Source organism: Burkholderia sp. GW821-FHT14F03, assembly GCF_058803765.1.
Genome location: NZ_JBXAPG010000045.1, coordinates 40,817 through 61,728, shown reverse-complemented (window position 1 = coordinate 61,728; position 20,912 = coordinate 40,817). Strand labels below are relative to the sequence as shown.

Here is a 20,912-nt window from a genome sequence, read left to right as displayed (position 1 = left end):
CCCCCCCCCCCCCCCCCCCCCCCCCCCCCCCCCCCCCCCCCCCCCCCCCCCCCCCCCCCCCCCCCCCCCCCCCCACGCCGGTCCGACTCGAACGCGTGATAGAGTGCAACGTACTCTGCCATCTTGACCCGTGGCGCCGCCGCGCCGCGAGTCTTTGCTAAAATTCAAACCATGTCCAAGAGTTCCGATCGCATCAATCTCACCAACCAGTTCCTGATCGCCATGCCCAACATGGCCGATCCGACGTTCTCGGGAACGGTGGTCTATCTTTGCGATCACAGCGAACGCGGCGCGCTCGGCCTCGTCATCAATCGTCCGACCGATATCGACCTCGAATCGCTGTTCAACCGTATCGACCTGAAGCTCGAGATCGAACCGCTCCTGCATATCCCCGTGTACTTCGGCGGCCCGGTGCAGACTGAGCGCGGCTTCGTGCTGCACGAGCCGGTCGAGGGCAGTTCGTACAGCTCGTCGATGAGCGTCGAGGGCGGCCTCGAAATGACCACCTCGAAGGACGTGCTCGAGGCGGTCGCCACCGGCACCGGCCCGAAGCGCTTCCTGCTGACGCTGGGTCACGCAGGCTGGGGCGCGGGTCAGCTCGAAGAGGAAATCTCGAAGAACGGCTGGCTCACCGTCGAGGCGGATCCGAAGATCGTGTTCGACACGCCGGCCGAGGAGCGCTTCGAAGCCGCGCTCGGGCTGCTCGGCGTCAGTTCCTCGATGCTTTCCGGCGAGGCAGGGCACGCATGAGCGCGGCGGGCTCGCGCGATGCGACGCTCCTCGCGTTCGACTACGGTGAAAAACGCATCGGCGTCGCGATCGGCAACACGCTGACCCGCTCCGCGCGCGCGCTCACCATCATCCCGAACCTGAACCGCGAGCACCGTTTCAAGGCGATCGGCGGGCTGATCGCCGAATGGCGTCCCGACGCGCTCGTGGTCGGCCTGCCGCTCCATCCCGACGGCGCTGCGCATGAAATGACCCAGCTGGCGCGGCGTTTCGGCAACCAGCTGAACGGCCGTTTCAACCTGCCGGTGAGCTGGGTCGACGAGCGCTACTCGTCGGTCGACGCGCGCGCGGGCGCGCGGGCGCGCGGCGAACGGGTCGGCCCGATCGACGCGGAGGCGGCCAGCGTGATTCTTCAACAGTATCTCGACCAGTTGTCCGATCATCATGAGTTCAATTGACGCCGAGGCGCTTTATCGCGCCTTGCTCGACCAGATCCGCGGCGCCCACGGCGCGGCCGCGTTCGCCGATCCGGCGGGTCCCGTGCTCGCGGGCATCCACAGCGGCGGCGCCTGGCTCGCCGAGCGCCTCGCGCGCGACCTGGGCGCGCCGGGCTTCGGCGTCGTCAACGTCGCGCTGCATCGCGACGACTACGCGAAGAAAGGCCTGCACAGCCAGGCGAGCCCCACCTCGCTGCCGTTCGAGGTGGATGCGCGCCGCATCGTGCTCGTCGACGACGTGCTCCATACCGGCCGCACCGTGCGCGCCGCATTGAACGAACTGTACGACTACGGCCGGCCGGCGGCCGTCGAGCTCGCGGTGCTCGCGGATCGCGGCGGCCGCGAGCTTCCGGTGGCCGCGCGTTTCGTCGGCGGCGCGCTCGACGTGCCCGCCAACGCGACGCTCGTGCTCGAACGCACCGCCGACGCGCGTTTCACGCTTCGCATCGAGGCGCGCACCGCATAAGCGCGCCGCATCCGGATCGTCCGGGCGCGCCCGGACCCAGCACCGCAGATCAGCATCACGTTGGAATCACGCCTACCATGACCCTCGACACCACCGGCCGCCCGGGCGGCTCCGCCGCGGCCGCGCCCGCCGAACGTTTCCGCTACGGTTTCCTGAAGGGCAACCCGCAGCTCACGAAAAACGGCGAGCTCAAGCATCTGCTGTCGATCGAAGGCCTGCCGCGCTCGATCGTCACGCATCTCCTCGACACCGCCGAGCAGTTCGTCAGCGTGACCGACCGCGAAGTGAAGAAGGTGCCGCTGTTGCGCGGCAAGTCGGTGTTCAACCTGTTCTTCGAGAACTCGACGCGCACCCGCACGACCTTCGAGATCGCCGCGAAGCGCCTGTCGGCCGACGTCCTGAACCTGAACATCAACGCCTCGTCGACGAGCAAGGGCGAATCGCTGCTCGACACGATCAACAACCTGTCGGCGATGCATGCCGACCTGTTCGTCGTGCGCCATGCATCGAGCGGCGCGCCGTACCTGATCGCCGAGCACTGCGCGCCGCACGTGCACGTGGTCAACGCCGGCGACGGCCGCCACGCGCATCCGACGCAGGGCCTGCTCGACATGTACACGATCCGCCACTACAAGCGCGACTTCACGCAGCTGCGCGTCGCGATCGTCGGCGACATCCTGCATTCGCGCGTCGCGCGCTCCGACATCCACGCGCTGACCACGCTCGGCGTGCCCGAAGTGCGCGCGATCGGCCCGCGCACGCTGCTGCCGGGCGGCCTCGAGCAGATGGGCGTGAAGGTGTTCCACAACCTCGACGAAGGGCTGCGCGGCGTCGACGTGATCATCATGCTGCGCCTGCAGAACGAACGGATGAGCGGCGCGCTGCTGCCGTCCGCGCAGGAGTATTTCAAGAGCTGGGGCCTCACGCCCGAGCGCCTCGCGCTTGCCGCGCCCGACGCGATCGTGATGCACCCGGGGCCGATGAACCGCGGCGTCGAGATCGACTCGCAGGTCGCGGACGGCCCGCAGTCGGTGATCCTGAACCAGGTCACGTTCGGCATCGCGGTGCGCATGGCGGTGATGGGCATCGTCGCGGGCAACCACGACTGACGCCGCCGCTCTCCCGACTTCAACGACTTCAACGAATCAACAGGCAGCGCATGAAGATTCATATCAAAGGCGGCACGCTGATCGATCCGGTCGCGGGCACCGAACAACGGGCCGACGTGTTCGTCGCCGCCGGCAAGATCGCCGCGATCGGCGTGGCGCCGGCCGATTTCACGGCGGCGAAGACGATCGACGCGGGCGGCCTCATCGTCGCGCCGGGTTTCGTCGACCTGTCTGCGCGTCTGCGCGAGCCCGGCTACGAACACAAGGCGACGCTCGCGTCCGAGATGGCCGCGGCCGTCGCGGGCGGCGTGACGAGTCTCGTGTGTCCGCCCGACACCGATCCCGTGCTCGACGAGCCCGGGCTCGTCGAGATGCTCAAGTTCCGCGCCCGCAACCTGCACCAGGCGCACGTTTATCCGCTCGGCGCGCTGACCGTCGGCCTGAAGGGCGAGGTGATCACCGAGATGGTCGAGCTGACCGAATCGGGTTGCGTCGGCTTCACGCAGGCCAATGTGCCAATCGTCGACACGCAGGTGCAGCTGCGCGCCCTGCAATACGCGAGCACCTACGGCTATACCGTGTGGCTGCGCCCGCTCGACGCGTTTCTCGCGAAGGGCGGCGTCGCGGCGAGCGGGGCGCTCGCGTCGCGGCTCGGCCTGTCGGGCGTGCCGGTGTCGGCCGAGACGATCGCGCTGCACACGCTGTTCGAGCTGATGCGCGTGACGGGCGCGCGCGTGCACGTGGCGCGGCTGTCGTCGGCGGCCGGCATCGCGCTCGTGCGCGCCGCGAAGGCGGAAGGGCTGCCGGTGACTTGCGACGTGAGCGCGAATCACCTGCACCTGATCGACGTCGACATCGGCTACTTCGACGCGCAGTTCCGCCTCGATCCGCCGCTGCGCGGCGAGCGGGATCGCGAGGCGATCCGCGCGGCGGTCGCGGACGGCACGATCGACGCGATCTGTTCGGATCACACGCCGGTCGACGACGACGAGAAGCTGCTGCCGTTCGCCGAGGCCACGCCGGGCGCGACGGGGCTCGAGCTGCTGCTGTCGCTGACCGTGAAGTGGGCGGACGAGGCCGGCGTGCCGCTCGCGCGCGCGCTGAACCGGATCAGCGCGGCGCCGGCGGACGTGCTGAAGCTGCCGGCCGGCCGGCTCGCGGTGGGCGGCGCGGCGGACCTGTGCGTGTTCGATCCGCGCGCGCACTGGCGCGTCGAGCCGCGCGTGCTGAAGAGCCAGGGGCACAACACGCCATTCCTCGGCTACGAGCTGCCCGCCCGGGTGCGCGCGACGCTCGTCGCGGGCCACGTGGCGTTCGAGCGGCATTGAGCGGGGCGCCGCGATGAACGCTTTGCGCAAGGCGCGTCTCGTGCTTCACCTGCTGCGCGGCATGGCGACCATCGCGCTGTGCTTCGGGCGCGCGACCCCCGCGCGCCGCCAGCAGCTCACGCGGGCGTGGACCGAGAAGATGCTGCGGCTGTGCGGCATGCGGCTCGTCGTGCACAACGACGACGCGCGGCTCGACGCGCGTGCGCTCGTGGTGGGCAACCATGTGTCGTGGCTCGACATCTACGTGATCAATGCCTGGCGTCCGACGCCGTTCGTGTCGAAGGCGGAGGTGCGGCAGTGGCCGGTGGTCGGCTGGCTCGCGGAACGGCTGGGCACCGTGTTCATCCAGCGCGAGAAGCGCAGCGAGGCGCGGCGGATCATGCACGAGCTGGCCGAGCGGATGCAGGGCGGCGGGCTCATCTGCGTGTTTCCGGAAGGGACGACGTCCGACGGCGTCGAACTGCTGCCGTTTCATGCGAACCTGTTCCAGGCCGCCGTGTCGGCCGGCTGCCCCGTGCAACCGGTTTGCCTGATGTATGAAGACGGACAGGGGCGGCAGTCGCTCGCGCCGGCCTATATCGGCGAGATGTCGCTCGGCGAATCGCTGGGCCGGGTGCTGCGTGACGGCCCGTTGACCGCGCACCTGTACGTCGGCGCCCCGCTCGATCCGGGGGCGGACCGGCGCGAGCTGGCCGCGCGCGCGCAGCAATCGGTGGCGGCGTCGCTCGCGGTGTTGCAGGAAAAGTGCGCGCGGCCGGGCGATGCGGCGCGCGCGCGTTTTGCGGCGGCCGCGCGGGTTGCCGTTCCGGCCGACGCGCCGGCGCAGGAGGCAGGGGCGGAAACGCTGACGCGCGGCGAAGGCTGAGCGCTCGCTGCGCGCGGCGACGGGCTATTCGCCGGCCGCCCCGCATGACGCGCAGGCCACCTGCGTCACGGTGCGCCGCGCCGGATCGGCGTCGAGCACGACGGCCGACAACTGGTTGCCCCAGACGCAGCCCGAATCCAGCGCGACGAGCGTGTCGCGCAGCATCAGGCCGAGTGCGGCCCAGTGGCCGAACACCACCGTGATGTCGGCGCTGCGCCGCTCGGGCGCGTCGAACCAGGGCAGGTAGCCGGCGGGCGCGGCGGCGGGCCCGCCGTTCGCGCGGAACTCCATCGCGCCGTCGGGCGTGCAGAAGCGGATCCGGGTGAACGCGTTGAAGGCCACGCGCAGCCGGTCCTTTTTCTTCAGATCGGGATGCCACCGGTTCGGCTCGTTGCCGTACAGGTTGCGCAGCGTGTCGACCCAGTCCGGCCCGCGCAACGCGCGCTGCAGTTCGTCGGCGAGCTCCAGCGCGAGCGTCATGTCCCATTGCGGCAGCAGCCCGGCGTGGACCATCAGCATGCCCGGCCCGGCATGCGCGAACGGCCGCTGCCGCACCCAGTCGAGCAGGTCGGGGGCGTCCGGCGCGGCCAGGATCTCGCCGATCGTGTCGCCGGGCTTGAGCGTGCGGATGCCGGCCGCGACCGACAGCAGGTGCAGGTCGTGATTGCCGAGCACGGCCGTGGCGCGCGGGCCGAGCGCGATGACCTCGCGCAGCGTGGCGAGCGAGGCCGGGCCGCGATTGACGAGGTCGCCGGCGAACCAGAGCGGGGTGTCGGGGGCGGGCGCGAGCGTGTCGAGCAGATTTTGCAGGGCGGCGTGGCAGCCCTGGAGGTCGCCGATGGCGATGGGGGTTGACGTCATGGCGGATGATGCGAGCAGGTGGTGGCAATAGAAGAATGATCGTTGCAACCGGGTCGGGATGCAATATTTGCACCACGATAACCATTTGATTCGACGTGTATTTTCTTGTTCCTGTCGGGTCCGGAGCGCTGTATCAAGTTGTTAGCGGCATGGCTTTTGCATGGGCCGACTTCTTATAATCGTTGCTTTCCCCCCGAAAATTAACATCTGATGACTTGGGACGGCTCGCTCAGCGGTTAAAATGCCGGGCCTGAGTGGTCGAGGTCTGTGACCTCACTACTTTGAGAAATCTTTTCGGCGGCGCGCTCCGCGCGTCCGCCTCGCATTACTAGAGGGAGCCTCATGATCCTGGTTACGGGCGGCGCGGGTTTTATCGGTGCCAACTTTGTACTCGACTGGTTGAACCAATCCGACGAAGCGGTGCTCAACGTCGACAAGCTGACCTACGCAGGCAACCTGCGAACGCTGAGATCGTTGGAGGGCAACCCGGCGCACGTGTTTGCGCGAGTTGACATCTGCGATCGGGCCGCGCTCGACGCATTGCTCGCCGAACACAAGCCGCGCGCTGTTTTGCATTTCGCCGCCGAAAGTCATGTTGATCGTTCGATTCACGGGCCTGCCGATTTTGTGCAGACCAATGTCGTCGGCACGTTCACCCTGCTGGAAGCGACGCGCCAGTACTGGAACGGCTTGAGCGACGCAGGCAAGGCGACGTTCCGTTTTCTGCACGTATCGACCGACGAGGTGTTCGGTTCGCTGTCCTCGACCGATCCGCAGTTTTCCGAAGCGACGCCGTACGCGCCGAACAGCCCGTATTCCGCGACGAAGGCCGGCTCTGACCATCTGGTGCGCGCCTATCATCACACGTATGGCCTGCCGACGCTCACGACGAACTGTTCGAACAACTACGGTCCGTACCAGTTCCCGGAAAAACTCATTCCGCTGATGATTGCGAGTGCGCTCGCGGGCAAGCCGCTGCCGGTGTATGGCGATGGGCAGAACGTGCGCGACTGGCTGTACGTCGGAGATCACTGCAGCGCGATCCGCGAGGTGCTCGCGCGCGGCGTGCCAGGCGAGACCTACAATGTCGGCGGCTGGAACGAGAAGAAGAACCTCGATGTCGTGCATACCTTGTGCGACCTGCTCGACAAGGCGCGGCCGAAGGCGGCCGGTTCGTATCGCGACCAGATCACGTACGTGACGGATCGCCCGGGCCATGATCGCCGTTATGCGATCGATGCGCGGAAGCTCGAGCGCGAACTGGGCTGGAAGCCTGCTGAAACGTTCGAGACGGGTTTGGCGAAGACCGTCCGGTGGTATCTCGATCACGAGGCGTGGGTCGAGGAGGTTGTATCCGGCGAATACGCGAAGTGGGGGGGGGCCAGCAATGGTTAAGGAGCGTGCTGGTCCGGTATTCCTCGTTACAGGTGCGAACGGCCAGGCGGGTTTCGAACTGTTGCGCAGTTTGGCGCCGCTGGGTCAGGTCATCGGGGTTGGGCGCGCGCGTTGCGATCTGGCCGACGCGGACGCGATTCGCCGGCTGGTGCGCGAACTGCGCCCGGACGTCATTGTGAATGCGGGCGCCTACACGGCCGTCGATCAGGCGGAAAAGGCCCCGGACATCGCGCGCGCGGTCAATGCGCAGGCACCCGGCGTGTTCGCCGAGGAGGCGGCCGCATTGGGGAGCTTGCTCGTCCATTACTCGACCGACTATGTTTTTGACGGACAGAAGGCCGGGCGCTACGTGGAAAGCGACGAGCCGAATCCACTTTCCGTGTATGGCGCGACCAAACTGGAAGGCGAGCGGGCGGTAGGCCGGGCGGGATGCCGGCATCTGATTTTCAGGACCAGCTGGGCGTTCGGCGTGCATGGCGTCAATTTTCCCAAACAAATCATTCAGGCTGCGCGCCGCACGCCTGAGTTGCGAGTGGTGGCCGATCAATTCGGCACGCCGACCTCGACCGCACTGACTGCCGACGTGACGGCACACGCCATTCGCCGCTATCTGGACGGGCGCATCGATGTCGCGCAGGATGGGGTGTATCACCTGACGGCGCAGGGCGAGACATCCTGGTTCGAATACGCGCGCCACGTCATTGCGACGGTGCGGGATGCTGGATTGGTGACGCAGGCGAAGGCGGAGGACATCAAGGCGGTCAGCACGTCGGAGTATCCGACGTCGGCATTGCGTCCGAAGAATTCTCGTCTCGATACGACGAAATTGCGGCAAAACCTTGAGTTGAGCTTGCCGGCGTGGCAGGTGGGCGTCGATCAGATGCTCGCCCAGGTGACCGAGATTGCGGCGATGATGGCTGACAGATGATCGTGTCGCCACAAGTTTGGAGAATCAAAAATGAAACGTAAAGGAATCGTTCTGGCGGGTGGGTCAGGCACGCGCCTCTACCCGATCACGCATTCGGTATCGAAGCAGCTCCTGCCGGTCTACGACAAGCCCATGATTTATTACCCGCTGAGCACGCTGATGCTCTCGGGCATCCGCGACATCCTCATCATTTCGACGCCCGCCGACACCCCGAGGTTTGCGCAGATGCTGGGTGACGGGTCCCAGTGGGGGCTCAATCTGCAATACGCGGAGCAGCCTTCGCCCGACGGTCTGGCGCAGGCATTTCTGATTGGCGAAAAATTTCTGGACAACTCGCCATCGGCCCTGATTCTCGGCGACAACATCTTTCACGGCCACGAGCTGGTTGCCCAACTCAAGCGCGCTGACGCACGCACCGACGGGGCGACCGTATTCGCCTATCACGTTCAAGATCCCGAGCGCTACGGCGTCGTCGAGTTCGACGAGCAATTCCAGGCCCTGTCGCTCGAAGAGAAGCCGGCCGCACCGCGATCGAACTACGCGGTTACCGGGCTGTACTTTTACGACAATCAGGTGTGCGACATTGCGAAGAGCATCAAGCCATCCGCGCGCGGCGAACTCGAGATTACCGACGTAAACCGGTGCTACCTGGAAAAAGGCGGGCTCAATGTCGAGATCATGGGGCGTGGATACGCGTGGCTGGATACGGGCACGCACGAATCGCTGCTCGACGCCGCGACGTTCATCGCGACGCTCCAGCGCCGTCAGGGCCTGATGGTCGCCTGTCCGGAAGAGATTGCGTATCGCAATCAATGGATTACCGCGGACCAGGTCCGGGCGCTTGCGAAGCCGCTTGCCAAGAACGGCTACGGCGCCTATCTGCATCAAATCATTGCCGAGTGCATTGCATGAATCTGACCGTTATCGACACCACGCTGCCGGGCGTGAAGATTCTCGAACCCAAGGTGTTCGGCGACGATCGCGGCTTCTTCTTCGAGAGCTTCAACGCCCGCGAATTCGAAGAGGCGACCGGCGTGAGTCAGGCCTTCGTCCAGGACAACCATTCTCGCTCGGCGCGCAACGTGCTGCGTGGCCTCCATTATCAGATCCAGCATCCCCAGGGCAAGCTCGTGCGAGTCGTTGCCGGGGAAGTTTTCGATGTCGCCGTCGATATCCGCCGCAGCTCGCCGAATTTCGGCAAGTGGGTGGGCGTGAGGCTGTCTGCCGAGAACAAGCGCCAGCTGTGGGTGCCTGAAGGTTTTGCGCACGGCTTCGTCGTTCTGTCGGAAGCCGCGGAGTTTCTCTACAAGACCACGGATTACTGGTATCCGGAATACGAGCGCAGCCTGCTCTGGAGCGACTCGACGGTCGGCATCGAATGGCCGATCGAAGGCGATCCGATTCTTGCAGCGAAGGACAAGCTCGGGAAGACCCTGGCCGAAGCAGATTGCTTCGTGTGACGCGCTGCGCGTCAGATCTTTTGCATTTTCCGGAGCCTTGATTGCGGATGATTGTGAGTTTTTTCTCTGAGCTGGTTTCCTATCGCTATGTGCTTTCTCAGCTCATTAGTCAGAATCTTACGCTTCGGTACCGGCGGACGGCCATAGGGTTTCTCTGGACGCTCGTCAATCCGCTGCTGATGATTGCTGTCAGCGCGGTCGTGTTCTCGATCGTGCTGCGTATCGGCCTGAAGGATTATGCGATCTTTCTGTTCAGTGCGATTATCCCGTGGAACTTCCTGAACGGATGTATTCAGGCGGGTGGCACGTCGATGATCACCAACGAAGGGCTCATCAAGAAGATCTACGTCCCGAAGCACATCTTTCCGGTGTCGGCGGCGGTCAGCCTGCTTGTCGACAGTGTGCTGAGCACGGTGTCGCTGTTCGTGATCGTGCTGATCCTGGGGGCGAAGCTCACTTCGGCATTGCTGTTTCTACCTGTCGCATTCCTGATTACAGGCGTGCTGGGCGGTGCCCTCGCATTGATTTTTTCCGTGGTGTTCGTGTATTTGCGGGATACCGCTCACATCATCTCGATTCTGATGCAAGCGGTTTATTACATCACGCCGATTATTTATCCGGTATCGCTTGTTCCGGAGCAATACAGAATTTATTTTAAATTCAATCCGCTGTATTACTTCGTGCAACTTTTCCGTGCGCCGATCTATGAAGGAGTTTTTCCGGATGCGATGAGTGTCGCGGTGAGTTGTGGTACGTCGGCTATTATGGCGCTGATCAGCCTGATTGTTTTTCAGCGGTATTCGAAAAAAATTATTTTTAGGCTGTGATTCATGGATTCGAAAATTGAAATATCGGATTTAGGCGTCAGATTTCGGCTTTATCACGACCGGTCTCCGTCGCTGAAGCAGATCATTGCCGGCATGGGGCGCCATCGGGAGCGAAGCTTCAACGATTTCTGGGCGTTGCGCGACATCTCGCTGACCATCGACCACGGTGAGCGGGTGGGTATCGTTGGCCACAACGGAGCGGGAAAGAGCACGTTGCTGAAGGCGATTTGCGGAATTTACCCGCCGAGTTGCGGCGCGTTGAACGTGAAGGGGCGCATCGCGCCCTTGCTCGAGATCGGCGCGGGTTTCCAGCCGGAATTGAGTGGACGGGATAACATTTATCTGAATGGTGCGATTCTTGGTTTTTCCAAGAAGGCAATCGAGAAATTTGAGAGTGAGGTCATCGAGTTTACCGGTCTCTCGGAATTCATCGATACGCCGGTCAAATATTATTCGACCGGTATGTACATGAAGCTCGGATTCGCAATCGCGACGGCAGTGCCGCCTGAAATTCTGATCCTTGACGAAATGTTCGCGGGTGGCGATGCGTCGTTCGTCGAACGGGCGACCGCGCGCATGGATCAGTTCATTGATCAGGCAAACATCATGGTCCTGGTGTCCCATAGCATGGAACTGCTCGAGAAGATGTGCGAGCGGGTGATCTGGCTGGAGCGTGGCTGTGTCCGCGGTGACGGGCCTGCGCGAGACATCATTGGTCGATATCTCGAGTCGCAGCATGCACAGACGAGCGCCTGACGCCGTCAAGCAAATTTAAATAATTACGTGAACAAGTGATGAAGCGAATCGCCTTTTACATGTTCTATGACGAGCACGGGGTCGTCGATGATTTCATCATCCACAAACTGCGTGCGCTTCGAGAGCATGTCGACACAATTTTTGTCGTGTCGAATTCGGAACTGCAGCCTGAAGGGCGTGATGCGCTGGAAAGCGTTGCGGATACGGTCTTCGTGCGCGAGAACGTCGGCTTTGATGTCTGGGCGTACAAGGAGGCAATGGAGGCCTACGGGATCGACCGCCTGGAAGCCTTCGATGAACTCATCCTGCTGAACTACACGTTCTTCGGCCCGATCTTCCCGTTCTCGGAGATGTTTGAACATTTCGACGGGAATTCGGACATCGATTTCTGGGGGGTCAGTGCCCACAAGGAAATGGTGCCGAATCCGTTTACCGGCAGCGGCGTGCTGCCGCTGCACATCCAGTCGCACTGGATTACCGTGCGCAAGCGATTGTTCACGTCGCTCGAGTTCAAGAAATACTGGGCAGACATGCCCATGATCAAGTCCTACCAGGATTCGATTCTGCAGCACGAGTCGAAATTCACCGCGCACTTCAGCGGCAAGGGCTATCGCTACGACGTCTATCTTGACCCGGAAGCGTATCCAACTCAGTATGCGACGTTCCAGAGTGTCGTCACGACGCTCGAGGATCGCTCGCCGATCCTGAAGCGCCGCCTCTTTTTCCATGATCCGCTGTTTCTCGAGCAGAACGCGGTCATTCTGAAAGACGCCATCAAAATCGTCGAGGAGCAAAGCGATTACGATACCGGACTGATCTGGCAGAATGTCAGCAGAACAACGGTTCCGCGAAATCTGTATACCAATCTGGACAATCTTCACATTCTGAACGATGTACCGGATGGTGCGCCACGTGCGGAGACTCGGACCCGGGTGGCCGTGATCGTGCATTTGTACTATCCGGACATGCTCGACGAGATGGTCACGTACATCAGGCGCATCCCTCGGTCGTTCGATCTGTACATCACCACGAGCAGCGACGAAAAGAAGCAGGACATCGAGGAGCGGCTCGAGGCGCTCGACCTCGGCTGGAGGTACGAGGTGCGGGTGACGGAGGAAAACCGGGGCCGCGATATGTCGTCGCTGTTCATCACCTGCAAGGACGTCGTGCTCGACGGCGGATATGATTATATTTGCCGCCTGCATTCGAAGAAGTCGCCTCAGAACAGCTACAACATGGGGCGATTGTTCAAGGCGCACCTGCTGGAAAATCTGTTGTACAACGAAGCTTTTGTTGAGAACCTGTTGCGCGTTTTCGACGACAATCCACACGTTGGGATGCTGATGCCGCCGGTTATTCACATCGCCTATCCGACGCTTGGCCACGCATGGTTCGCCAATCGCCCGGGTGTCGAGGAATGGGTGAAGAAGCTCAAGATCCTCACGCCGCGCGACGACTATACGCCGTTGGCGCCGTACGGGACGATGTTCTGGTTCCGTCCCGATGCGCTGAAAAAGCTGTTCGAGTACGAGTGGAAATGGACCGACTTCAATCCGGAACCGGACCACACGGACGGCGGGCTCGCGCACGTGCTGGAGCGGTTGATGGGCTATGCTGTTCACGATGCGGGATACCTGGTTCATTGCGTGATGAACCGCGAGATGGCGGCATCAAGCTACACGAAGCTTGAGTACAAGCTTCAGCGAATCGCAGGGCTGTTGCCGAACGGAAATATCCTGGATCAGATCGGTTGGATCTCGCTGAATGCGCATCCCGCCTCGCTGCGATTCATGCTGGGGACATGCCTGCGCATCGCGCAACGCTCTTTTGGCAGCAAGCATCCGCGCGCGACCCGGATGCTCAGGCCGGTGTTTCGCACCATGCGTTCCGTTTACCGGGCGTTTGTCCGGTGAACCTGTCGGATAATGCTCTGATTCAGTAAGGGGGTGGCAGTGAGAGTGACTGTTACGGGCGCCGGCGGGTACGTCGGCCGACATGTGGTGCGTGCGCTCGTGGAGTTTGGGCACGAGGTGGTCGCGATTGGTCGCGATACGTATTCAGCCGGGGACATGATCGACGGCGTGGATTATCGTTCGATGGACATCTTCGACGAAGGCGTCCATACGTTCGAACGGATCGGTAGTCCGGACGTGTGCATCCATTTGGCGTGGGAGGCTGGATTCAATCACCAGGATCCGTCCCACATCGGCAATGCGCTGAAGCATTATCGTTTCGTCGAGCGGCTGATTTCGGGCGGCTTGAAACATATCGCAGTGGCCGGGTCGATGCATGAGATCGGCTATCACGTCGGCGAGGTGGACGCGCAGACGCCGACCAATCCGTTGAATCCCTATGGCGTCGCCAAGAATTTCCTGCGCCAGGCGCTTTCGCTTTTGTGCGAGAAGCATGGCATTGACTGGAAATGGCTGCGAATGTACTACATCGTCGGCGACGATACGCGGAACAACTCGATTTTTGCGAAGCTGCTGGCGGCCGAAGCCGAAAACAAGCCGACGTTCCCGCTCAATAGCGGGGAGATGCTGTACGACTTCATCGAGGTCGGCCGCTTGGGACGTCAGATCGCACTGGTATCCACGCAGGAGGCGTATCGCGGCGTGATCAATTGCTGCAGCGGCCAGCCCGTTGCGTTGCGAACGGCCGTCGAGCGTTTCATTGCAGATCGCCAGTTGAGCATTCGACCGGAGTACAACAAGTTTCCGCGGCGCCCCTACGATTCGTATGCGATCTGGGGAAATGCCGATGTCGTGCGCATCCTCGAGGATGCCGTGGGCGGCTCCCGCCAATCATGATGACATGAGCCATGCGTCGACGGTTCCACCGAGGATGTAGGGCTCGCTAGCGCCGGGATGGTGGCATGGTATTCAGTTCATTTTCGTTTCTGTTTCTGTTTCTTCCATTGTTTTTCGTAGGATACGGAAGCATCAGGAATGTCGTATACAAGAATATTTTTCTGTTCGGGGCGTCGCTGGCCTTTTATTTCGTGGGCGAGCACAGGCAGATCTGGATTCTGATCGCCTCTATCCTCATCAACTACGCATTCGGTCTGCTCGTGGGTCGCGCGCGCGAGCGCGGGCGTGCGTTTCTGCTTGGGCCTCGGATGCTGGTGGCGTTGTGTGTTGGCGCCAATCTCGTCCTGCTCGGCTACTTCAAGTACATCACGTTCCTGACGGAAAACCTGGCCGGTGTCGTGCACGTCCTTGGGCTGCCGGTGCACGTTGCGGTCGTGCATGCCGCATTGCCGCTCGGCATCAGCTTCTACACGTTCCACGCGCTGAGCTACGTGGTCGACGTCTATCGAGGTGAGGTCAAGGCAACGCGGAACCTCGTCAACGTCGGTACCTATTTCACGATGTTCCCGCAGCTCGTTGCAGGCCCGATCCTGCGCTACAACATGATCGGCCATGCGATGGGCAAGCGCACCGTGACCGCCAACATGCTGTCGCACGGCATCTACCTGTTCGTGCTCGGGCTCGCCAAGAAGGTGTTGTTCGCCGATACGTTCGCGATGACGGCGGACGCTGTTTTTGCCTTGCCGCCCGCGCAGATTGATTTCGGTCTGGCGTGGGTCGGCGCGCTGGCGTATTCCTTCCAGATCTTTTTCGATTTCTGGGGCTATTCGCAGATGGCGATCGGCCTCGGGTTGATGATGGGATTTGATTTCCCGCTCAACTTCAACTACCCGTACATTTCCAGGAATATCCAGGAGTTCTGGCGTCGCTGGCACATGACCCTGTCGTTCTGGTTTCGCGACTATGTGTACATTCCGTTGGGCGGCAACCGCAAGGGCAGGATGCGCACGTACGTGAATCTGATCGTCGTGTTTTTCCTCACGGGGCTCTGGCACGGCGCGGCCTGGACGTTCATCGTCTGGGGCCTTTGGCATGGCGGTTTTCTGCTGCTTGAGCGCGCCGCTGCTCGAGGCTTCGAGCGCTTGCCGCGCGCCGTCTCGCATCTGTACACCCTGCTGGTCGTGATCTTCGGGTGGGTCCTGTTCCGCGCAACGCACTTTTCGGATGCGCTGACGTTCTGGAAGGCCATGGTCGGACTGCACGGATTTTCGTCGCCGGCGCTGTATCAGTACCTGAACCCGCTGTTTGCCGTCTTGCTGATCGCGGGCGCAGTGTTCTCGACGCCCGTGCCAGCGAAGCTGTCGGCCTGGTGCGTGCCGCGCATCGCAGGCATGACGATGCCCACGGCCATGATTGCGGGGTCGGTGCTGTTCGTCATATCGAGTGTGAAGATTCTGTCGGGCTCGTTCAGCCCGTTTCTGTATTTCCGTTTCTGACCGGTAGAAAATGAGAGCCTTGAATCGATATTTTCCAGCGCTTGCCTTTTTCGCCGCTACGCTGATTCCCGCCGTCTCCTGTCTGTACAGCCCGGCGCTGTCTTCCTATCTTCACGCGTACGTGCGCGGCGGCGACGTCACGGGACTGGAAGAGCAGGTGCGGCGAAGCAATCCGGTCTGGAACGGCGCACTCGATATGTATTCGACTACGCTGTATCGGCTTGGTATTTCATCGAATCCTCATGCCGCGCGTATCGGGCAGGACGGATGGGTGTTTCTCGGAAACATGCACAACGAGAATTTCGATCAGGCAGTGCGCGCGCGCGAAATCAGCGACGGCGAGGCGCAGCAGTGGGCGGAAGTGCTCGACTCGCAGCGTCATTGGCTCGAGTCGCGGAACATCCCCCTGCTGTTCGTACTCGCGCCGATGAAGGCCAATATCTACCCGGAGAAACTGCCGCGCTGGGCGCAAGCCATGCGTGAAGGGAAGCCGTCCGCGTTGGATCAGTTCAAGAAATACGCCGGGGACGAACTGCTTGACGTTCGCGGTGCGCTGATCGAAGCGAAAGCGTCGGGCCTGAGCTATTCGAAACTGAACAGCCATTGGACCGGCTATGGTGCATATGCAGCCTGGCAGCCGATTGCAAGGCGCCTCGAAACCGAGCTGCCGGGGTTCCACGCATACGGCACCAAGCCTTACACGGCAATCAGCCATGTCGCCTACGGCAATGAGTTCGATGGGATGGTCAATATCCATGTGCCGAATCAATGGGATGAGGTCTCGCTGTCCGAACCGACGCCGTCGATCGACATGCTGGCGGCGGACGGCAACTGGGTATCGCTGAACGGCAATCCGCAGACGGATGTGCTGGATTTGCCGCGACACACGCGTAACCAAAGCGCGCCGAACAAGCTACGCGCACTGGTGTTGCGTGATTCGATGGGGAACAGCCTGTCGCCGTACCTGCAGGCGTCGTTTCGCGAGGTGATCCAGGAGCACCATCACTTCTACCCGGGGCATACGTTGAACCTGCCCGCGCTCATCGAGAAATACCGTCCGGATGTGGTGATCTACGTGATGACGGAGCGATTCTCGATTGCGCCGCTCGGCAATCTCTACTACTGGCGCGGCGAAGAGGCGTTCCGGAAGGCCGCCGGCGCAGGCGATCCGATGCGGGTCGTCCGCGCGCTTGGCACCCTTGGCGAACCGGCCGTCCTGTCGCTTGATGGTCCCCATTCGTCCGGTTCGCGCACCGGCGTGGTCCGGCTGCGCCTGAACAGCGCCGCGGACGGCGCGGTCAGGCTGACGACCCGTGACGCGACGCAATCTCGCGAATACTTCGAGTCGGTGACACGTGGTGCCAATGACCTCTATTTCTTCCTGTCCGAAAGCGAGTTGAAGGGTAGTATTGATGTCGTGCCGGTTGGTACCGACTCGATTCAGATCGAGACAAGCGAAATCAAGCGGCCATCCTAGCGCGTACAACGATGGACCGGATCATGCGCTGGTCCGGTACGCCAGTCAGACGAGGTCTTGGCAGCCGGGCCGTCTGTCGCAAAAATTGTTCACGGGAAGACGTATGGGGCGCACCGCGCTGACGCAGGAGGCGGATCGCTTCGAACAGACGGATGATCGCAAGGTGTGCGCGGTCATCGTAAGTTTCAATCCGGATATCGAGCATCTGCGCGCGATGATCGACGCGTTGACGCCGCAACTGGCGCGCGTCGTCGTCGTCGACAATGGGTCGGCGCCATCGGCGCTCGGGTTTCTGGAAACACTTGCGCAACACGCGCAGGTGGACGTCGTGCCGCTCGGCGAAAATCGCGGAATTGCGAGCGCGCACAACGAAGGCATCCGATATGCGCGTCGTGCCGGATGCCACTACGTACTGCTGCTCGATCACGACAGTAAGCCGGCACCCGATATGGTGGCGCAACTGGTCGGTGCCGAACGGCATCTGACCCGGGAAGGCGTGAAAGTGGGCGCGGTCGGGCCGGTTGCGATCGATAGTCGCACGGGCGCCCGTGCATCGTTCGTCGTGATGCGGGGTGTCCGACTGCGGCGCATTCAGTGCGGTGGCGACGAAATCACGGAGGTCGATTTCCTGATCTCGTCGGGAACCCTGATCGTATTGTCCGTGTTCGACGAGATCGGCGGCATGCGCGACGAACTCTTCATTGATCATGTCGACACGGAGTGGTGCTTTCGCGCACGCACGCACGGCTATCGCCTTTTCGCAGTCGGGGCGGCTGGTTTGCTTCATTCATTGGGTGATGAGGTGCAGCGCGTCTGGATCGGCCGCTGGCGCAGCATTCATGTTCATTCACCGCTACGCGACTACTACATGATCCGCAACACGCTGCTGGTGGCGAAGATGTCGCGACTGCCGTTGCGCTGGCGCATGGCGCTCATGATTCGCGCTGTCGGGTCGTTCGCCTATTTCAGCCTGTTCATGTCTCCGCGTGCGCGGCGAGTCGCGGCGATGGCGACCGGTGTCGCGCACGGGCTGACGAACCGGTCCGGCAAACGCTGATTCGCTGCATGCCGAGGTCAAATATACACATGCATCCACGCTTTTCCGTTACGGTTTCCATCGTCACGTTTCGCTCCGAGCCGGCGATGCTCGAGCGCACGCTTCACAGCGTGAGCCGCGCGGCCCGTTTCGCTCGCGAAGCGGGCGCAATTGATCGCCCGGTTCAGGTCGCGCTGATCGACAACGATGATCAAGCGGCCGGCGCCGCCATTCAGCCGTATCGCGATCTCGACGACGTCGAGGTTCGGCTGATCAGTGGGCACGGCAATGTCGGCTATGGCAGGGGACACAATCTGGCGCTTGCCGAGACGGACAGCGCGTTCCATCTGATTCTGAATCCCGACGTCGACATGGAGGCGTCGGGATTCGCGGAGGCGATCGGTTTCATGAACGCTCATCCGGATGTCGGGTTGCTCGCGCCGCACGTCAGGGGTGACGATGGCCGGATGCAGTATCTGTGCCGGCGCTATCCGTCGTTGTTCGATCTGCTCCTCCGGGGCTTCGCGCCTGCGTGGGTGCGATCGCGATTCGCGAAGCGGCTGAACGGATACGAAATGCGGGACGTGATCGGCGAGCGCGACGTCGTGCTCGATCCGCCGATCGTCAGCGGGTGCTTTATGTTTTTCCGGACCTCCGCGCTGCAGATGCTGCAGGGGTTTGATCCACGCTACTTTCTGTATTTCGAGGATTACGATCTCAGTCTCAGGGTCCACGAAAAAGCGCGAATCGCCTATGTGCCCGCGGTGAAAATCGTGCACTTTGGTGGCGGGGCCGCCCGCAAGGGGGCCAAGCATATCCAGATGTTCGCGGCGTCCGCATTCCACTTTTTCAATCGTCACGGCTGGAGGTGGCGATGAGCGCCTTGCTCGTGACGGGTGCAAACGGCTTCGTCGGGCGTGCGCTGTGCACGCTGGCGCAGGCGCAGGGCCACACGGTGTCCGGGATCGCGCGCCGTGCCGGCGGTTGCGTACCCGGCGTGCGGGAATGGGTGCACGATACCGCGGATTTCGATGGGATGGAGGCCGCATGGCCGGCTGATCTGCAGGTCGATTGTGTCGTCCATCTGGCGGCACGCGTGCATGTCATGCGTGATGAGGCGCGTGATGCCGGCGCAGCGTTCGACGCGACCAACGTCGACGGTGCGTTGCGTGTGGCAAAGGCCGCGCATGCGCGCGGCGCGACCCGCTTCGTGTTCGTGAGCAGTATCAAGGCCATCGCCGAGTGGAGTACGGACGTCCCGCTTGTCGAGGACATCGCGCCTCGTCCCAGGGACGCGTACGGACTATCGAAGCTGCGCGCCGAGCGCAGGCTCGTGCAGTTCGGGGAGTCGGCCGGACTCGACGTCGTCATCGTTCGTCCTCCGCTCGTTTACGGACCGGGCGTACGCGCTAATTTTCTGAGGATGATGAACGCCGTGTCGCGCGGCATGCCGCTGCCGCTCGGCGCAATTGAGTCACGGCGCAGTGTCGTCTACGTCCGCAATCTTGCGGACGCGTTGCTGCAATGCGCAATCGACCGGCGCGCGGCGGGGGGGTGTTTCCACGTCGCCGACGACGACGCGCCGACCGTCACGGGACTGCTGCGAATGGTCGGTGACGCGCTCGGCAAGCCGGCACGGCTCATTCCGGTGCCTCCGGGTCTGTTGCGAGCGCTCGGCAGGCTGACTGGCCGCAGTGCGAGCATCGAGCGGTTGACCGGCAGCCTGCACATCGATACCACGCATATACGACAGGTTCTCGGCTGGCAACCGCCCTATACCACCCGGCAGGGCATGGCGGCGACGGCCGCGTGGTATCGTTCGCGCAGCACTCAATGATGGGCCTCATGCAATTTGCAACGACTACGTGGCTGGGGGCGCTCGCGGTAGCGTTAACCGCAGCCGTCGCTTCGACAGCGATCCTGCGCGTCCTGCTTGCCAGCGGGCTCGCATGGCGGCTCGCAACCGACATTCCGAACGAGCGTTCGTTGCATACGCGCCCGACGCCGCGCGTTGGCGGCTGGGGTATCGTACCGGTGTTCGTCGCCGCACTGCTGGGCCTGGCTCCCGGGATGTGGCTGATCGCGCTTGCCGCGGCGATGCTTGCCGCGGTGTCGCAGATCGACGACCGGCGCGGGTTACCCGCGCCGCTGCGGTTCGCCGCGCACCTCGTGGCGGTGGCCGTGTTGTTGATCGGCTACCGGGCCGATGCGCCTTGGTGGCTGGTTGCCGGAATCGGTTTTGTGATGGTGTGGCTGACCAATCTCTATAATTTCATGGATGGCGCGGATGGTCTTGCTGGCGGGATGGCGCTGTTCGGGTTCGGGGCCTATGCGGTGGCGGCGCTGAGCGGCGCGAAGCCGGCTCCGGATCTCGTGATCGCCGGCGCGGCCGTTGCGGGCGCGGCCCTGGGCTTTCTCCTGCTGAATTTCCATCCGGCGCGGCTTTTCCTTGGCGATGCCGGCTCGATTCCACTCGGTTTCATGGCGGGGGCGCTTGGCTACTGGGGGTGGCGCGACGCGATCTGGCCATTGTGGTTTCCCGGCATGGTGTTCGCACCCTTCATTGCTGATGCATCGGTAACACTCTTGAAACGATTGCTTCGGGGCGAAAAGTTTTGGCAGGCGCATCGGGAGCATTATTATCAACGGATGGTGCGTACAGGCATGAGTCATTGCCGTACTGCCATCTACTGGTACCTCACCATGCTCGTAGGCATAATGCTTGCACTGTGGGTGTTGGGTCGTGCTGAACGGGTGCAATGGCTGTTTTGCATCGGCTGGTATGGGGCTCTTGCCTGCATCGGGGTCTTGATCGACATACGTTGGAGCAAGGTCCAACCCCCCACCGGTATCAATTCTTGAGGTCTCTCGC

General features: G+C 62.6%; 21 protein-coding genes. 20 read left to right on the top strand and 1 reads right to left on the bottom strand.

Annotated elements, in window-relative coordinates; genetic code table 11:
* Positions 1–171 precede the first annotated feature (171 nt).
* The 6 genes from AC1RQF_RS26245 (at position 172) to AC1RQF_RS26220 (ending at position 4,994) form a co-directional block, all read left to right on the top strand.
* Positions 172–750, top strand: coding sequence for a YqgE/AlgH family protein (locus AC1RQF_RS26245; protein WP_252985023.1), 579 nt, complete (start codon positions 172–174; stop codon positions 748–750).
* Positions 747–1,187, top strand: a complete 441-nt coding sequence (ruvX, locus tag AC1RQF_RS26240; protein ID WP_274001547.1) for a Holliday junction resolvase RuvX — start codon at positions 747–749, stop codon at positions 1,185–1,187. Before AC1RQF_RS26245 ends, ruvX begins: the two co-directional genes overlap by 4 nt.
* On the top strand, positions 1,174–1,692 hold the full coding sequence (gene pyrR, locus AC1RQF_RS26235; protein WP_492873288.1) for a bifunctional pyr operon transcriptional regulator/uracil phosphoribosyltransferase PyrR: 519 nt from the start codon (positions 1,174–1,176) through the stop codon (positions 1,690–1,692). Before ruvX ends, pyrR begins: the two co-directional genes overlap by 14 nt.
* Positions 1,693–1,769: 77 nt before the next feature.
* Positions 1,770–2,801: an aspartate carbamoyltransferase catalytic subunit gene (locus tag AC1RQF_RS26230; RefSeq protein ID WP_274001551.1), complete on the top strand. Its 1,032-nt coding sequence runs from the start codon at positions 1,770–1,772 to the stop codon at positions 2,799–2,801.
* Positions 2,802–2,851: 50 nt separating this feature from the next.
* Positions 2,852–4,129: a dihydroorotase gene (locus AC1RQF_RS26225; RefSeq protein WP_492873287.1), complete on the top strand. Its 1,278-nt coding sequence runs from the start codon at positions 2,852–2,854 to the stop codon at positions 4,127–4,129.
* Between the two features lie 13 nt (positions 4,130–4,142).
* On the top strand, positions 4,143–4,994 hold the full coding sequence (locus AC1RQF_RS26220) for a lysophospholipid acyltransferase family protein (RefSeq protein WP_443111557.1): 852 nt from the start codon (positions 4,143–4,145) through the stop codon (positions 4,992–4,994).
* 24 nt (positions 4,995–5,018) lie between these two features.
* On the opposite strand, the gene AC1RQF_RS26215 is transcribed toward AC1RQF_RS26220, so the two are convergent.
* Positions 5,019–5,855 carry a symmetrical bis(5'-nucleosyl)-tetraphosphatase gene (locus tag AC1RQF_RS26215; protein ID WP_492873286.1) on the bottom strand — a complete coding sequence of 279 codons (837 nt, stop codon included), beginning with the start codon at positions 5,853–5,855 and terminating at the stop codon, positions 5,019–5,021.
* 342 nt (positions 5,856–6,197) lie between these two features.
* Here AC1RQF_RS26215 and rfbB point away from each other — a divergent pair, with 342 nt between their 5' ends.
* The 14 genes from rfbB (at position 6,198) to AC1RQF_RS26145 (ending at position 20,902) form a co-directional block, all read left to right on the top strand.
* The gene (gene rfbB, locus AC1RQF_RS26210; RefSeq protein ID WP_274001558.1) at positions 6,198–7,250 is read left to right on the top strand and encodes a dTDP-glucose 4,6-dehydratase; all 1,053 of its coding nucleotides are present in this window, start codon (positions 6,198–6,200) and stop codon (positions 7,248–7,250) included.
* Positions 7,243–8,178, top strand: coding sequence for a dTDP-4-dehydrorhamnose reductase (gene rfbD, locus AC1RQF_RS26205; protein WP_492873285.1), 936 nt, complete (start codon positions 7,243–7,245; stop codon positions 8,176–8,178). Before rfbB ends, rfbD begins: the two co-directional genes overlap by 8 nt.
* A 30-nt stretch (positions 8,179–8,208) precedes the next feature.
* The gene (gene rfbA / locus AC1RQF_RS26200) at positions 8,209–9,090 is read left to right on the top strand and encodes a glucose-1-phosphate thymidylyltransferase RfbA (protein WP_274001560.1); all 882 of its coding nucleotides are present in this window, start codon (positions 8,209–8,211) and stop codon (positions 9,088–9,090) included.
* Positions 9,087–9,638, top strand: coding sequence for a dTDP-4-dehydrorhamnose 3,5-epimerase (rfbC, locus tag AC1RQF_RS26195; RefSeq protein ID WP_274001563.1), 552 nt, complete (start codon positions 9,087–9,089; stop codon positions 9,636–9,638). Before rfbA ends, rfbC begins: the two co-directional genes overlap by 4 nt.
* Before the next feature lie 47 nt (positions 9,639–9,685).
* Positions 9,686–10,465, top strand: coding sequence for an ABC transporter permease (locus AC1RQF_RS26190; RefSeq protein WP_274004445.1), 780 nt, complete (start codon positions 9,686–9,688; stop codon positions 10,463–10,465).
* A gap of 3 nt (positions 10,466–10,468) precedes the next feature.
* Positions 10,469–11,221 (top strand): ABC transporter ATP-binding protein, encoded by a 753-nt coding sequence (locus AC1RQF_RS26185; protein WP_492873284.1) that lies wholly within the window; start codon positions 10,469–10,471, stop codon positions 11,219–11,221.
* A gap of 38 nt (positions 11,222–11,259) precedes the next feature.
* Positions 11,260–13,134 (top strand): rhamnan synthesis F family protein, encoded by a 1,875-nt coding sequence (locus AC1RQF_RS26180; protein WP_492873283.1) that lies wholly within the window; start codon positions 11,260–11,262, stop codon positions 13,132–13,134.
* Positions 13,135–13,173: 39 nt separating this feature from the next.
* Entirely contained in the window at positions 13,174–14,031 is an 858-nt protein-coding gene (locus tag AC1RQF_RS26175; RefSeq protein WP_492873282.1) for an NAD-dependent epimerase/dehydratase family protein, read from the top strand.
* 65 nt (positions 14,032–14,096) lie between these two features.
* Complete coding sequence (locus AC1RQF_RS26170; RefSeq protein WP_274001570.1) at positions 14,097–15,527, top strand: MBOAT family O-acyltransferase; 1,431 nt, start codon at positions 14,097–14,099, stop codon at positions 15,525–15,527.
* Between the two features lie 19 nt (positions 15,528–15,546).
* Positions 15,547–17,004 carry an alginate O-acetyltransferase AlgX-related protein gene (locus tag AC1RQF_RS26165; protein WP_274001573.1) on the top strand — a complete coding sequence of 486 codons (1,458 nt, stop codon included), beginning with the start codon at positions 15,547–15,549 and terminating at the stop codon, positions 17,002–17,004.
* Between the two features lie 103 nt (positions 17,005–17,107).
* Complete coding sequence (locus tag AC1RQF_RS26160; protein WP_492873281.1) at positions 17,108–18,061, top strand: glycosyltransferase family 2 protein; 954 nt, start codon at positions 17,108–17,110, stop codon at positions 18,059–18,061.
* Positions 18,062–18,090: 29 nt separating this feature from the next.
* Positions 18,091–18,918 carry a glycosyltransferase gene (locus tag AC1RQF_RS26155; protein WP_274001577.1) on the top strand — a complete coding sequence of 276 codons (828 nt, stop codon included), beginning with the start codon at positions 18,091–18,093 and terminating at the stop codon, positions 18,916–18,918.
* Complete coding sequence (locus AC1RQF_RS26150; protein WP_492873280.1) at positions 18,915–19,877, top strand: UDP-glucose 4-epimerase family protein; 963 nt, start codon at positions 18,915–18,917, stop codon at positions 19,875–19,877. The genes AC1RQF_RS26155 and AC1RQF_RS26150 overlap by 4 nt, the downstream gene beginning before the upstream one ends.
* 8 nt (positions 19,878–19,885) lie before the next feature.
* Positions 19,886–20,902, top strand: a complete 1,017-nt coding sequence (locus AC1RQF_RS26145; protein ID WP_492873279.1) for an MraY family glycosyltransferase — start codon at positions 19,886–19,888, stop codon at positions 20,900–20,902.
* Positions 20,903–20,912: the final 10 nt, after the last annotated feature.

What these genes read in the sequence shown, in the direction of transcription:
- rfbA (WP_274001560.1), top strand. Translation starts at nt 8,209, where the DNA reads ATGAAACGTAAAGGAATCGTTCTGGCGGGTGGGTCAGGCACGCGCCTC.
- pyrR (WP_492873288.1), top strand. Translation starts at nt 1,174, where the DNA reads ATGAGTTCAATTGACGCCGAGGCGCTTTATCGCGCCTTGCTCGACCAG.
- AC1RQF_RS26160 (WP_492873281.1), top strand. Translation starts at nt 17,108, where the DNA reads ATGGGGCGCACCGCGCTGACGCAGGAGGCGGATCGCTTCGAACAGACG.
- AC1RQF_RS26220 (WP_443111557.1), top strand. Translation starts at nt 4,143, where the DNA reads ATGAACGCTTTGCGCAAGGCGCGTCTCGTGCTTCACCTGCTGCGCGGC.
- AC1RQF_RS26150 (WP_492873280.1), top strand. Translation starts at nt 18,915, where the DNA reads ATGAGCGCCTTGCTCGTGACGGGTGCAAACGGCTTCGTCGGGCGTGCG.
- AC1RQF_RS26190 (WP_274004445.1), top strand. Translation starts at nt 9,686, where the DNA reads ATGATTGTGAGTTTTTTCTCTGAGCTGGTTTCCTATCGCTATGTGCTT.
- AC1RQF_RS26145 (WP_492873279.1), top strand. Translation starts at nt 19,886, where the DNA reads ATGCAATTTGCAACGACTACGTGGCTGGGGGCGCTCGCGGTAGCGTTA.
- AC1RQF_RS26180 (WP_492873283.1), top strand. Translation starts at nt 11,260, where the DNA reads ATGAAGCGAATCGCCTTTTACATGTTCTATGACGAGCACGGGGTCGTC.
- AC1RQF_RS26225 (WP_492873287.1), top strand. Translation starts at nt 2,852, where the DNA reads ATGAAGATTCATATCAAAGGCGGCACGCTGATCGATCCGGTCGCGGGC.
- rfbB (WP_274001558.1), top strand. Translation starts at nt 6,198, where the DNA reads ATGATCCTGGTTACGGGCGGCGCGGGTTTTATCGGTGCCAACTTTGTA.
- rfbC (WP_274001563.1), top strand. Translation starts at nt 9,087, where the DNA reads ATGAATCTGACCGTTATCGACACCACGCTGCCGGGCGTGAAGATTCTC.
- AC1RQF_RS26185 (WP_492873284.1), top strand. Translation starts at nt 10,469, where the DNA reads ATGGATTCGAAAATTGAAATATCGGATTTAGGCGTCAGATTTCGGCTT.
- AC1RQF_RS26170 (WP_274001570.1), top strand. Translation starts at nt 14,097, where the DNA reads ATGGTATTCAGTTCATTTTCGTTTCTGTTTCTGTTTCTTCCATTGTTT.
- AC1RQF_RS26245 (WP_252985023.1), top strand. Translation starts at nt 172, where the DNA reads ATGTCCAAGAGTTCCGATCGCATCAATCTCACCAACCAGTTCCTGATC.
- rfbD (WP_492873285.1), top strand. Translation starts at nt 7,243, where the DNA reads ATGGTTAAGGAGCGTGCTGGTCCGGTATTCCTCGTTACAGGTGCGAAC.
- AC1RQF_RS26155 (WP_274001577.1), top strand. Translation starts at nt 18,091, where the DNA reads ATGCATCCACGCTTTTCCGTTACGGTTTCCATCGTCACGTTTCGCTCC.
- ruvX (WP_274001547.1), top strand. Translation starts at nt 747, where the DNA reads ATGAGCGCGGCGGGCTCGCGCGATGCGACGCTCCTCGCGTTCGACTAC.
- AC1RQF_RS26230 (WP_274001551.1), top strand. Translation starts at nt 1,770, where the DNA reads ATGACCCTCGACACCACCGGCCGCCCGGGCGGCTCCGCCGCGGCCGCG.
- AC1RQF_RS26215 (WP_492873286.1), bottom strand. Translation starts at nt 5,855, where the DNA reads ATGACGTCAACCCCCATCGCCATCGGCGACCTCCAGGGCTGCCACGCC.